Below are 13,421 nucleotides of genomic sequence, written 5' to 3'. Positions count from 1 at the left end.
GGAGCCGTCATGTCCACCATCATCGAAAACGCGCGCAGCACAACCGAAGACAACCTCTGGGCCACCCTGAACGCCACCGACACACCGACCACTGCCGCCGAACTGGCCTCAACCGCCGGAATCGGTGCCTCCACCGCCCGCAAGATCCTCGCTCGCTGGGGCGCCGAAGGCAGCGTCACCCGCCACGACGATGACGACAACCTCCGCGCCGCCGTCCGCTGGAGCATCACCCCAGAAACCACCATCGCGCAGCCTAACTCCGCGCCGGAGCCCGTCGAATCGAAAGTTGCTACAGCACAACAGGAACCGACAGTCTCCGACGAACCGGCAGAGCCCGACCCAACTCCCGAGCCCGAGGAGGCACCGGCTCCTGACACCGAACCGGCCGAGGAACCTACGCCCGAACCCGTCGCCGGGGACAAGCCCGCCCACCTGCCATCAGGCGGACTGCGGGGAATGGTCGAAGACCACCTGCGCGACCACCCCGGCGAATCGTTCAGCCCACACCAAATCGGCAAAGCCCTCGGACGATCGAGCGGCGCGGTCCACAACGCACTAGTCAAACTCACCGATACCGGCGTCGCGACCATGACCTGCGAGGCACCCAAGAAGTTCGCACTGGCCGAACAGGGGGACCACTCGACGGAGCCGCCGACCGAGCCCGCCGCGCAGCCCTGACAGGCACGAAGCCCTTGCAATCGCGTAGTCCAGCCCCGCGCTGTACTACGCGATTGCCGCTATTGATTCGAGAAGGGAAACAACCCGATGCATGTCATGCGGAACACGAAGGGCCACGACGACACCGGTGCCATCAAACCCGGCGTCAGTTTCAGCGGGAACGACTACGTCAGCCTGCAACTACGCGACAGCGACGACGACCCAGGCCGAGCGCTCATCCTCGAGCCAGGCAAATGCAATCACGGCATTACCATTTGTCGAGAATGGGAAATCGACTACCACGTCCACGTCCACTACCACTGCACGGCCGGTGGGCGACGCCTACTCGAACGCATCCAGGCAGACCGAACAACTATCGCCACGGGCGACGCAATAGGCGTTAGTGATCCAGCATCGCCCGTCTAACCTCGAACTGTCGGGCTTCTCCAGATAGGTTTGATCGGTGTTGGAAGAATTCGCTGCCGATCATTAGAGTTCGAGCGAATGTCGGCGAACGTTGGCACCTCGCTGTCAACGTTCACCGGGCCCTGAACCGGGTCTTACGTTACCTATCGGATCTAGGCGAGTGGTGATTCTGGCCGATAGTGTCCGAGCGCTCCTCGCGCATTGTTAAGGCGTGCGTCGTTCGATCTCCGCAATAAGGGTCGCGACCCGACTGATGCCTGCCTCATCCGGCATGTTGGTGTAAATGTCCATAGCTTGTAACGCATCTGTCATTGCGTCATGGTGCTGTTCGATCTCGATAAAGGCCTTGCTGCGGACTATGAGTGATCGGGCTTGCCAAAAAGGTAGCTTTGTGGCGCTGTTGGCCATAAACGCCGCTGTAGCTTGTTCGATGGCTAGGTACGGCTTACCTGCCCCAAGTGTCGTATATGCCAGTAGGCAATTTCCAACGGACGTTCCTGCGAGATATTCTATTGATTGTGAGATATTGAGAAGTTCAGTGACTGCCGCTGAAGCTCTGTAGAAATCGTTCATATCTATCATTATTTCTATATGTGCAATAAGTGCATTTGCTCGGCCTCGCCTGTTCCTGTCGAGGTCGTAGAGTTGCAAGCTTTTATTGATCGTGGACTCTGCGGCCGGTAGGTCATTTTGCTGCCGCTTAATCCAGCTCAATGCGCGCAACGACTCCGCGTGCGCATAATTGTTGTTTATGGATTCTGAAATATTTGCGCACTCAAGGGCAAGTTCTGTTGCTCGCTCATATGACCCGAGTCTGATATCTATCCAGCATAGATCGCGAAGCGCCTCGCCTATCCCAGCGGTATGTTGAATTGATCTATAAAGCAGAAGTGAATCTTCTACATGCTTCCGTGCGCGTTCGACTGAACCGGTTTGATGTTCGACACGGGAAATTATTGTGAGAGTATCAGCGACTCCCTTTTTGTCGCCAATGTTAGAGAAACGCGCGTTGGCATCAGCGAGTGCAGTGAGAGCATCATCCATCTTGTTGCGGAAGTAGTTGAGGCGCCCAGTGAGGTAGTAGCCACGGGCGAGTAGTTGCTCCGCTCCGAGTTTGCGAAGCCTATCCTCTTGCCCCATAACGGCGTCGAGGTGTAGGACTGCGTTGCCAAGATCCTGGCGTATAATTGCCGCCTCAGTAGTAGCTGACCACCATTCTCCGAGCGATAGGTCGCCGATCGCGAATCGGTGATACGCTTCTTCAAGTGTTTGGCCGACATCGCGGAAATAGTCGGCGGCGACGCGTTGTAACTGTGAAAACAGACGCGGTTCTCCACGTTCGAGCTGTGTGAGAACGGACTCGCGAACCAAAGCATGAATCTCAAATGTTCCGCCAGTTGATTTCACAAACGAGTGGCGGGTAAATCGACTAAACCAAGCCTCGGAGATGGTCGTTTCGTAAATTAGTTCGCCTATGATTTCTTCTGTGACGAGGCGCGGAATCGCAGCCGCCTTCAGAACCCTCTTCTGTGTGGGGGAAAGCCGCTCTAGAAGTGTTTCTGTTAGCCATGTTTCAGCAGGCCGTCCGGATGCTTCGAGCCTTAGTTGCTCGACCGTAAGCGAAACATTGCGCAACTGTAGTTCTTGATTGAATTCCGCAATTAGGGCTAGCCACAGTGGAACTCCACGGCACAACCGGTGAGCTTCTGCTATTAGCACCTCATTGTCAATTCCGCACGATTGTAGGAATGTGGTTGTGTGCTCAAGCGACCAGTCTGCCAGCTCATGAATGCTGGCGATGACTCCGGCAGGCTCTGTCGGACAGTCGCGTCCGGCGGTGACAACCTTTATGCGCGGATTGGATCGTGCCAACTCTGGTAGAACGCTATGCGTGAACCAGTGACCTAAAGGTGGTTGGCCCGGCCCCTGTTCATGTGCTATATCATCAAGCAGGGCGAGTAACTCACTCGTGTCGATAAGGATGATGCCGGGATGTTGTATATGGCGAGCTAGTTCTGTTAGTGCGGCAACCAATCGCCGCCGATGGGCAGCAAATGCTTCTGCGTCAGGTCCATTGGCAATCTGTATTACGTTTCCGGTGATGGAGCTGTTATTCTTGGCCTGTATTACAACGCGTACATCGCCTGCCCTCAGTATTTGTATCGCTTTTCTTGCCTCGATGCTAAAATATCGCTTGAGTCGTTTAGAATCAGTCCACGATGACAGTGCGTCTGCGATGCGGGCAAGGAGTTCGCCTGCCGGGCCTTGAGGTAGTTGACCATAGTTGGCAGCGATCACGGAGGTCAGGTCGATTACGCGGCTTTGGCCAGCAGGCGTTCTGGCTGCGAGCTCTGCGACGATACGAGATTTCCCCATCCCGGCGAGGCCCCAAAGCATCAATAGCTGCTCGTCTGACTGCGCGAATCGATCGAATGCGGCGATGATCTCGCCGCGGTCGGTGAACCGTCCCACCCAAACCATTGTCGAACCACCCGTCATGGAATAGCCTGTACTGCAACGGATCTTGCCACATCGAGCGCTCGGAAGAACCAATGAATGTTCGTAACGCCGCGTCAGCGGCTGCGGCTCTAAATTTCCTGACGATCGCTGCTAGCGTCGTCGTCAACAAGCTGACTGGCTTCAGCGACTGGCCTCAGATTGTGGCGGGGTCCGCGCTCCTGACTCTCATCACGGCAGCCGCCTGCGCACTAGCATGGTATGTCGAGCGGAAGCGATCTCGCGGACGTTCATCCGTGACGTTACTGGCGGATGGTGGATCGCAAATCGAAGGTTCGGTCATTCAGGCAGCGGCCGCTGCCAACGTCAAGTTGGCGGCTACATCAGAGTCTGCGATGCGGGGCAATGCGGTCGAGGCGTCCAGCGCCGACGTTGAGATCGCCGCTTCCGATCGCAGCAGGATCGATGACCAGGATATAGAGGTCGGTGCGTGATGGGGCATGAGCTTACGGTGACCAACAACCAGTAATGTGTCCACGGCAAGTGACGGTTGATCTCGTCGCAACGTCTGTTATCGCGAGAAATCCGTGTTCGCGATGACTGGTTGACGCGCGCTTCGCCGCCTGCTTCCGTGTTGGGACGCACGAATCCATCAGCGCCACAACATATCCTGACGTCACACTCGGCCAGCCTCTATGATTTGCGACTGGAACCACGTGTGATTGTGGGAGGACCGTCGGGAGGGGATGTTGTGCCGGGGACAGGTGCTCCAGCGCCGCTGGTAGACCGGGTTGACGAGCTAGCGATGCTATTGGCGGTCGTCGACCGTTCGGTCGAGAGCCGCGAGGCGCAGGTAGTCGTTCTCCGCGGTGAGGCCGGGGTCGGCAAGACCAGCCTGCTGACCAGATTCGCCCACGAAGCCGCCGAACGGCACAGTTCTTCCCACCTGCTCACCGGCTATGGGCAAGCGATGCTGAACTCGCTGGCCTCGGACTCGTTCCAGGCCGTCCGGGAATGTCTCCGGTCGTTGGCTGCCTCAGCGCAAAGGTCGGGCTCACCTTCCCGGTGGCAGCGAATCACGCAGTCGTTCAAGCAGAACGCTCCTGATTGGATCGAGTCGGTGCCCGTTGTCGGGCAGGTGCTGGCTGCGGGCGTCCGCACCGGGCAGTCCTACGCGGCCAGCGGCGGCGATCGGACAGAGATGGACAGCCGGCTCGACCAGCTGCTGCGGCTCATCGAGGACATCGTCACCGACACCCCGCTGGTGATGGTGCTCGACGACCTGCACTGGGCCGACACCGCCACCATCGACCTGCTGACAGCCATCGCGCTACGGGTGCAAGGCCCGCTCGTCCTGGTCCTCGCCTACCGGTCTGATCAGCTGAAGTCCGCCGACCAAACCCATCCCTTGCAGCGCACAGTCTTCAAACTGTGCCGGTATCGCCCGCAGACACCGGTCATCGATCTGCCGCGCCTGTCACCGCAGGACACCGAGGAGTTGGTACGCCGCACGGTCGTCGGCCGGACCGCGTCACCGAATGCCGTGTCACGCATCGTCCGGCTCAGCGATGGCAACCCCTTGTTCGCCGAGTCGCTGGCCCGAGTCGACCGACACCGCTCGCACCACCCGCCCAGGCAGATCACCTCCGTCATAGAAGATCGACTGTCCTACTTGACCTCCGAGGACCAGCGGCTGCTCGAAACCGCTGCGTTGATCGGCTACATCTTCGAAGTCGACTACCTGGCTCAACTCACCCGGATCGACATCGACGACGTCTACGAGCGACTCCACGTCCTCTTCGACGAACACGACCTCGTTCGCCCCGCCGAACAGCGAAACGAATACGACCGCTACCGCATTCATCACCCGCTGTTCGCGCAGGTGCTACGGGAACGCGGCGCGGCCAACGCGCCCCGGTGGCGGCGTCACCACACCAAACTGCTCCAGATCATCGAAGCAGAGCGGGACTGGGACGATGAGCTGTTCGTGCGAGCGGCAGCGGTCGCCGTCGAAGCCTCCAACGGGGCGAAGGCCGGAGCGCTCGCATTGCGGGCGGCCCGGCGCCAGTTCGCACTCGGTGCGGTCTCGAAAGCGCGGGACCTCGCTCGGATCGCGGTGGAGAACACTCCACATTTCGCCGCGTTCGCGCTGCTGGCCGAATGTCTTTCCGCTGGAGGAGATCACGCTGCCGGTGTCGACGCGTGCGTAGCGGGACTCGACCTGCCCGAATCGGACGCGGTTGCGCCCGCCGAGGTGGCACACCTTCGACTGTTGTGGGCGCGGAACCTGCGCATGACCTGCCGGTGGGAGCAGGCAGTCGACGTGCTCGACCAGTTGGCGATCGACTTCGGCGAACCCGGGGGAGTGCTGGCGGAGACGCTGAACCTCTATGCGGAGGTCGCGCTGTGCGGGCCGGTCCAGGACTTCGCCCGGTGCGTCGAACTGTGCGACCAGGTCGCGGCGATGTCCGCCGAACCCGAAGTGCAGTCACGAGCTTTCGGCCACCGGGGGCTCGCACACCTGGCTGCGGGTCAGCCGATGGAGGCTGAGCAGTGGTTACAGAAGGCGATCGACGTCGCCCGCGCCGCCGGACACCCGTACGCCGAATACGAGGCAGTGCATTGGCTGAGCAAGAAGACGATGGCGTGCATGGAGGTCGAACGTTCCGCTGAGCTGCTCACGCAGCTGCGGGAGATGTCGCAAGCCTCGGGGGTGGCCAGCGAGAATCCGCCACACATCCGCGATCTCAGCCGGGTACTCGGGATGCGCGGTGAATTCCCCAACGCCGCCAACGCCTTCGCGGTTTTCACCGATATCAGCCAATCCGCTGCGGCTGGACGGGTATCGACCACACTCGCGTGCCAGCTCTTTGAAATCGAGGCTCTGCGAGGTCCGTTCGCGGCGGCAGAATTCCTCGACGAGGTACTCCGCGCGGCGAACGAGGACTTCCTGCTCGCGGATTCACGTGAGCTGCTGCGCGAGCTGGTCGAACGGCTCGGCACCCGACCGCCAGGGTGGGATCCAGTCACTTTCGCGGTCGCGCAACTGGGAGTGTCTGTCGAAGACGCGCAGGCAGCGGATGCGATCTTCCGGTTCGACGTGCCCAACCTGGCACACCTGCGGGCGGGGCTGGCATGAAGCCCGGGGCGGTCGTGGACTTCGCGCTGCGCGCTGACCTCACCCAGTTCAATCACGCGTCCTATGGGCTGAGTTCACGGAGAGTCATCGCTGAAGGTGACAGGCTCCGTCAGCAGATCGAATCCGACCCGACAGCGCATCTGGGATACGAGCTGACCGGCCGTCTGGCCGAGCAGACGATTTCGGCAGCCCGAGCGCTCGGTGTGGACGGTGCTCGCATGACGCTGTGCACCAATGCCACGTCGGCCGCCGCGTCGACAATCGCGTCGGTTCCGCTCAACCGGGACAGCACCGTTGTTGTGCTCGATATCGAGTACTCGTCGATCCGCCGTGCCTGGGAAATCGCGTGCTCCAAAGCTGGGGCCCGTTTGGTGTCGGTCGCAGTGCCCGTTCCGCTCGAGTCGAGTACCGCTCTGCTCGCCGCTCTCGATGAACAGGTACCCGGCCAGGTCGACTACTTGCAGGTCAGCGCCGTCACATCGTCGACCGCGATCCGGATGCCACTGGCCGCGCTAGGAGAGTGGGTCGAGCAGCGCGGTGGGCGAATGATCGTCGACGCTGCGCATGGGCCTGGACATATTCCCCTGTCTCCCGAAATTTGGGGTGCGTCCGTGGTGTTCGGAACCCTCCACAAGTGGTTTCCAACGTTGCGTCCTGTCGGCTTCCTGTGGGTTGAGCCAGAGCTCGAGATCCGGCCGGCGGAAGTTTCTCTGACGTGGGACTCCGTCGACCTTGCCGAGCGATTCTCGTGGCCGGGGACCTTCGATCCAGTGCCTCGTCTGTGCACGGGAACAGCGATCGAACAGTGGCTCGAATGGCAGAGCACCGGACTACTCCACGACTGCGAGAAACTGGCCGACACCGCCGACCGAGCACTGGCCGACATCGGTGCCCGGCCCACGGCGGCAACGAAATTCAGGCCGCCGCGCCTTCGCTCGTTCATACTCGACGGCGTGACAGCACCCCGGGTCAAGGACGCGCTCCAGGCCGCCGAGATCCGGGCATGGGTCGGCAATGGCGCGGACGGAGAATGCCTGCTGCGACTCGCGACCCACATCTACAACGACGAGAACGACATCGATCGTGTCACCAACCGAATCCAGGAGGTGCTGTCTCGATGAACATCCCGACAATCCCCGAACGGCTGGAAGCGGCCATCATCTTCCTCCGCGGCGAGGACGACGGCCGTGCCTGGCTCGGGACTCTCCCTGACCAACTCGCCCGATACGCCCAGCGCTGGGGTTTGGAGATGGACAGCATCGCCGACAACGGTGCGATGTCGTGCTGCGCGTACTGCACAGAGACCGAAACTGGCCGAGCCGCGGTGCTGAAGATCCCCGTCGACCTCGAGGCGGGCAACACCGAGATGCAGATGATCAACCGCTGGGCGGCAGGCAACGCCGCACCCTCGGTGTTGCGTCAGGACACGAACACGGGCGTCTTCCTGATGACCCGCATCGTTCCCGGCACCGTGGCGTGGCCCGGCGACGACCCCGCCGAGTCCGACAGCTTCACGACACTTCTCAGCCGTCTCAACGCGCCGGACTTGCCGGAACCACCCGCGTTGAAAGACCTCGCCGACGTAATCGAGATGCGAATGGGCTGGGCCAGAGAACGTTTCGACGATCCCCGGTTCACGGACGCGATCGGACGCATCGACGGTTACCGGCACCTCGCGGACGCCCAGGTGGTGATCGACAAGCTCCTGAGTACCACCGAACAGCCTCGAGTTCTCCACGCGGACCTGCAGGCCAAGAACATTTTGCAAGGCCCTGACCTCTGGTACACGATCGACCCGCTCGGTGCCGTCGGCGACGTCAACGCAGAAGCGGCCCTGTGGGTGGCGATTCAGGACGGGCCGCGCACGATTGCCGAGAGGCTCGACGACCTGGCCAGCCACCCTCTGCTGGTTCCGAACCGGCTGCTGGCGTGGACCTACGTGCTCGCGGTCGCGGAGTATCGGCCGTACCTGCCGCCATCAGGAGAACGAATCGTGCAGTTCATCGGGTCGATCGATCGGGGCATTGCCAGCTCGGTATAGCGAGAGTTCGAGGTTTCGCAGCCCGTGCGAGCAGGTCGGCCGCGCCACGCCACGCTGAATCGGCATTCATACGGTGTGCACCTGGCCGCAGATATTCACTTGCATGCTGAAGTCGAAATCGGTTGCCTCATAGAGGTTCGAGTGCTTCTGCTGGTGTGGTTGATCGACTATAGGCGGTACGACGCCGACGCAGAACACGGCTCGGTAGGGACGCGCAGGCATCGGCGTCAAGTAGTAGTCGGCGTGGCCGAAGATGGGATGGTTGCCAACGAGCGGAAGGGGCACGTCGAATTCATCCGCGACCGTCTGACCTGGCTGGACACGGAGCGTGGGTGGAAGCGGTGGAGGGGCTGCATTCAGTACCGGACATTCGGGTGTGGTGTATTTGCGGCGGCTGATTTCGACGATGCCGTCGCTTCGTGGGACGAGGTTGGCCGGTCCGGTCGTCGAGTTCGCGCGATTCGCGAAGTAGATGTCGGCGTCGCGGTGGTTGGTGAGCTGGAAGCGGATGATCAGCCGGTCAGCTTTGGCGACGAACTCGGTGTCCATTTGGATGCTGTCGTCCTTGGTGACGACTACGCGTTCCTCGCACATGGCCGGGGCCGGATTCGGCACTGTCGTGGTGACCGGTCGGCTCGTCGATTCTGTTGCGCCACCACAACCCACACACAAGCTGACGACGAGCGTTGCGAGCATCGTTGTACGAGTCGACAGGTGCCGGATCATTGTGCTCACTGGGATTCGTAGTGTTCGCGCAGGGGCAATCCGAGCTCGGTGCGCATTGCGTTCTCTGTCAGCGCGGTGGGATGTTCGGGTACGACTTGTTCGGGCGTGGACGGGTTGTTGTCGTGGTCGATCGGTAGCCCGACAGCGACGCGTTCCCCCTCACGGACACCGGCGGAGTTGCCGTCGATCTTGTCGTCGCCCTGGTAGGTGCCGCCTCGGAACGTTCCATGGGTGAAGTCGGTGGCGTGGGCCAACTCGTGGGTGAGAACAAGGGACGGTGGCAGTTCGGCACCCCATGCATACTTCTCGTAGCCGAAGCCCAGATCAGTGGTTCGAGGGTCGTAGGCGACCGTTACGCTCGTCCCGGCGCCGGGTGTTCCGGTGGCTGGGTTGTAGCTCGCCGGTTTCCAATCCCCAGGCATGGCATTGCTGCGTTCGTTAGCGGCCTCGACGATGGTCACGGTGTGGTCGGTGTTGGCGAAACTGGTCAGCATCTGCTGACCAGTCGGCGATGACCGCATGAACTCGAGGTCGCTGCGGACGCGTTCTTGGAATTCCGGTGACCCGGTGACGACGATCTTTTCCGGGATCTGTGCCAGTTCCACGTTGACGACGGTGGGTTGGTCGCCGTGGCGGCTGATGGTGTCCACGCCCTCTTGCGCGTAGATCGTGTCGTTGCCGTTCCCGTTCGCGGCGGTGTTGACTCCGCTGCCGGAGACGTTGTCGGTTCCGTCACCCGCGTAGATTTTGTCGCTGCCCTCGTTGCCTTCGATGAAGTCGTCGCCGAGTCCACCGGAGAGGATGTCGTTGCCGGCGTGGCCTGCGATCCTGTCGTTTCCGGACCCACCTTCGACGTAATCCTCACCCTCGCCGCCGAATAGGCTGTCGTCGTCGGCGCCGCCGTAGATGACGTCGTTGCCCTCACCGCCGTGGATGGTGTCTTGGCCTGCGCCGCCCTCGAGGTAGTCGCGACCTTTGCCGCCGAAGATGGTGTCCTTCCCGTCGCCACCTTCGACTTTTACGCCGACCTGGGTGCCGTTGGCGACGGTGATCAGGTCATCTCCGCCGCGCGATTTGATGACGAGGTTCTCGGCGTCCGTGCCGGTGAAGGTTTGCTTCTCGCCGTTGACCGTCACGGTCGCGACACCCGTTTTCGGGTCGTGTTCGACGGTGATGACGTCGTTCTCATCGGTGGTCTCGATGATCACCGAGAGCCCATCTCGGCTGATATTCGGCTTCGCGCCGAGTGCCGCTGGGTCATCACCGAGGGCGGATCCGCGGTCGCGGACCGCATCCCGAGCCTCGGAGATCGATCGGTTGACCTGCGCGACTGCGGCCATCAGCTCATTGCGGGCTTGGGCGATGAGGCTCTGGTGGGCACTGCGATCGCTCTCTTCGCCAGTGTCGCTGGCGGTGACGGTCCAGTCGTCGCCAACCGTGAAACCAGCGCCTTCGGCATCACCGACCCGAGCCAGGACGACACCCCGATAACTGGTGATCGTGCTGGCACCAGCGATCGTCGCCTCGGCGAGAGCGGTGACTTCCTGGGCGAGTTTGGTTCCCGCGTCGTGGTCCTCGCCGATTCGGTTGTAGGCAGCCCAGTACGCGTCGCCGTCCCAATGCGACCCCGCGGTCTGGATGTCGGCGCGCAACCGGTCGATGCCGGAGGTGAACTCCTGATTCTGGGCAAGAATGCGCTGCCCGGCGTCGGCGAGCAGGGTCGGATTCCATTGGTTGACCTCGGCGCGGGTCGGCATCTACGCCTCTCCCAGTTCGGTGATCCGTTTGCTGAACTCGACATCGGTGATCTCGAAGGTGTCCGCGCTGCCTTTGGCGATCTGGGAGATTCGGCGGCACCGGGCGCCCATACGCCGGAACGCGGTCTCGGTGACCTCTCCGGAACTGGCGCAGACATCGGCGAGGTCCGCTCCGGGCAGCGCGGCACCGACGGCGTTCGCAGCGGTCCGGACCTCGAGTGCGTCCAGCAGTCCGGCGACCGATTCCATCGACGAAGCCAGGCTTCGCAACTCGTCGGGATCCACGTTCAGCATCTCGCCCCCTATCGAATGGGCCTCCCAAGCCCAACAGGCACGGTACCGCATGGCGTTGCGGCTCGCCGTCGGTGACGCGGAGACCGGCGTGGTCGGCCGGGATGCCCTCGAGCTTGTGCCTACTGGCTGTCGAATCGGGCCGTGATGGTCGGAGTCCTGTGGTGCTGGCGCGTATCCCCGCCAGGAATCCACCGAACGTTCCGGAGGGCCGATGTTCACCACCCGAACACACACAACGCTGATCGATTCATCCCCGCCCGCACCAAACGCCAAGACTCGAACGACCATGCGGCGCAGTGTCGGCGCCGTCGCATGTATCGCAGCGTTGACAACCGCCGGGAGTACAGCGACGGCGGGTGCCGACCCGGTAACGGAGTCTGGGTGTGCGCGGTGGACGGCGGTATTGGTGCCGGGCACGACCGAGACCACCGCGAATGCGGACCCCGGCCATCTCGTTGGACTCCTCGCGCCGATCGGTGCGGAGCTGCGTGCGCGGTTCGGCGAGGATATCGACGTCCGGAGTCTTCCGTACTCCGCCGCGCCGTTGCCGTATTCGGCATCGGAATCTGGTGGAGTGCAAGCTCTGTCGTCGATGCTGGCTGGTCTGTGCGACTCGACTCAGGTGGTGATGGCTGGGTACTCGCAAGGCGCCGATGTCGCCGGCGACATGGCGGCGCAGATCGGCCGCGGGAAAGGTCCGATTCCTGCCTCGCGAGTACTCGGTGTCGGATTGCTGTCCGATCCCAATCGGGATTCGAGCACTCCGCAACTGGGGCAGGCAGTTTCCGGCCAGGGGATCGCGGGGACCCGCGACAGTTTCGCGGAGTTGGAAGGCCGCGTAGTCACGAGCTGCGCAACCGGTGATATCTATTGCTCGACCTCGCCGGAAGCTTCCCCTGCGTTGTCCGCGGTCGGGCGCGCGTTCACGGGCGGATCGACCCTGGATACCGACAACCCGAACTCGACGAACACCGAGGATGAGCCGAGCGGTGGGTTGGATGCTTCGTCGGTGACACAGCAGGTCGTGATCGTGCTCGGTGGCCTGGCCAGCTTCGCCGCGAACATTCCACAGATCGGCTATGACATCGCCCAGTTACCCGCGCTGCTGGCGGTCGGGGACGTCGCTGGAGTGCATCGGGTTACCGGAGAGCTCAATACGCTGTTCAACCCGCTGGTGAGTCTCGCTGACAAGGTCGATTTCCACCTCGTCGCCGACGCACTGTCGATGGCGTCAGCGTTCGATGCCTCGGGATGGACCGGGATCGCTGCCCAGATCGTGGATATTCTTGCTGACCTCGACATCAGCCGGATCGCAACCGACATCGGAGCAGCCCAGGAGGTCGCGTGGCGGGCCTTCGAGAAGCTCGCCGTTGTCGACCTGATCGGTGCGGCCACAGAACTCACCGGGCTGATTCCGGTCGCTGCTGACCTCGCAGCCACCGCCGCATCGGCGTTGACCGGCAACAGCAGCGAGATCGCCACCCTCGCAGAAGAGTTCACCGCTAGCACCGATGCGACTACTACGACAGCTCTGGTCGACCTCGCCAGCCAGGCCGCCGAGGCTGCGCAATTCGCGACCTCGGGTGTCCACGTGAACGGCTACACCGACGGTGCTCTGGACGTGGTTGGTGATTGGCTCGCTGATCAGATCGCGAGTAGTCGGTAGATGGACCGCCGTGGGAGGTTTGCGGCCGCGTAAGGTTTGGCGCGCGATGCGAGGTCGAAAAGAGCAGTAACACAACCGAATTACGATCGTCCATCTCTCAGGAACGAACCCCGAAACGACGGCCAACGGCAACGTTGGCCGTCGTTTTGGGTGTGCGGCGGCGGGTGTGCGGCGGCGGGTGTGCGGCGGCGGGTGTGCGGCGGCGGGTGTGCGGCGGCGGGTGTGCGGCGGCGGGTGTGCGGCGGCGGGTGTGCGGCG

The 13,421-nt window shown here is 62.2% G+C and carries 10 protein-coding genes; 6 read left to right on the top strand and 4 right to left on the bottom strand.

The window, feature by feature from the left end; genetic code table 11:
- The first annotated feature begins 9 nt into the window (after positions 1-9).
- Positions 10-678 carry a hypothetical protein gene (locus ACFWUP_RS21885; protein WP_379237063.1) on the top strand — a complete coding sequence of 223 codons (669 nt, stop codon included), beginning with the start codon at positions 10-12 and terminating at the stop codon, positions 676-678.
- Between the two features lie 609 nt (positions 679-1,287).
- On the opposite strand, the gene ACFWUP_RS21880 is transcribed toward ACFWUP_RS21885, so the two are convergent.
- On the bottom strand, positions 1,288-3,555 hold the full coding sequence (locus ACFWUP_RS21880; protein ID WP_379237061.1) for a hypothetical protein: 2,268 nt from the start codon (positions 3,553-3,555) through the stop codon (positions 1,288-1,290).
- Between the two features lie 80 nt (positions 3,556-3,635).
- Between ACFWUP_RS21880 and ACFWUP_RS21875 the strand changes: the two genes are divergently transcribed.
- From ACFWUP_RS21875 to ACFWUP_RS21860, 4 genes are all read left to right on the top strand, one after another.
- Positions 3,636-4,034 carry a hypothetical protein gene (locus ACFWUP_RS21875; protein ID WP_379237059.1) on the top strand — a complete coding sequence of 133 codons (399 nt, stop codon included), beginning with the start codon at positions 3,636-3,638 and terminating at the stop codon, positions 4,032-4,034.
- A gap of 137 nt (positions 4,035-4,171) precedes the next feature.
- The gene (locus ACFWUP_RS21870; RefSeq protein WP_379237057.1) at positions 4,172-6,679 is read left to right on the top strand and encodes an ATP-binding protein; all 2,508 of its coding nucleotides are present in this window, start codon (positions 4,172-4,174) and stop codon (positions 6,677-6,679) included.
- The gene (locus ACFWUP_RS21865) at positions 6,676-7,800 is read left to right on the top strand and encodes an aminotransferase class V-fold PLP-dependent enzyme (RefSeq protein WP_379237056.1); all 1,125 of its coding nucleotides are present in this window, start codon (positions 6,676-6,678) and stop codon (positions 7,798-7,800) included. The genes ACFWUP_RS21870 and ACFWUP_RS21865 overlap by 4 nt, the downstream gene beginning before the upstream one ends.
- Positions 7,797-8,720, top strand: a complete 924-nt coding sequence (locus ACFWUP_RS21860; protein WP_379237054.1) for an aminoglycoside phosphotransferase family protein — start codon at positions 7,797-7,799, stop codon at positions 8,718-8,720. The genes ACFWUP_RS21865 and ACFWUP_RS21860 overlap by 4 nt, the downstream gene beginning before the upstream one ends.
- Before the next feature lie 66 nt (positions 8,721-8,786).
- Here ACFWUP_RS21860 and ACFWUP_RS21855 read toward each other — a convergent pair whose 3' ends face one another.
- The 3 genes from ACFWUP_RS21855 to ACFWUP_RS21845 are packed head-to-tail and all read right to left on the bottom strand — an operon-like array spanning position 8,787 to position 11,497.
- Positions 8,787-9,446, bottom strand: a complete 660-nt coding sequence (locus ACFWUP_RS21855) for a hypothetical protein (protein ID WP_379237052.1) — start codon at positions 9,444-9,446, stop codon at positions 8,787-8,789.
- A 5-nt stretch (positions 9,447-9,451) separates the two neighbouring features.
- Positions 9,452-11,203, bottom strand: coding sequence for a M91 family zinc metallopeptidase (locus ACFWUP_RS21850; RefSeq protein WP_379237050.1), 1,752 nt, complete (start codon positions 11,201-11,203; stop codon positions 9,452-9,454).
- Positions 11,204-11,497 carry a type VII secretion target gene (locus tag ACFWUP_RS21845; RefSeq protein ID WP_379237048.1) on the bottom strand — a complete coding sequence of 98 codons (294 nt, stop codon included), beginning with the start codon at positions 11,495-11,497 and terminating at the stop codon, positions 11,204-11,206.
- Between the two features lie 406 nt (positions 11,498-11,903).
- On the opposite strand from ACFWUP_RS21845, the gene ACFWUP_RS21840 reads away from it, so the two are divergent.
- Complete coding sequence (locus ACFWUP_RS21840; protein ID WP_379237046.1) at positions 11,904-13,163, top strand: cutinase family protein; 1,260 nt, start codon at positions 11,904-11,906, stop codon at positions 13,161-13,163.
- Positions 13,164-13,421: the final 258 nt, after the last annotated feature.

This window comes from Nocardia sp. NPDC058658, assembly GCF_042716665.1.
Taxonomy (GTDB): Bacteria; Actinomycetota; Actinomycetes; order Mycobacteriales; family Mycobacteriaceae; genus Nocardia.
Note: the sequence above shows the minus strand (reverse complement) of the source record. Positions and strands in the feature narration are given on the sequence as shown.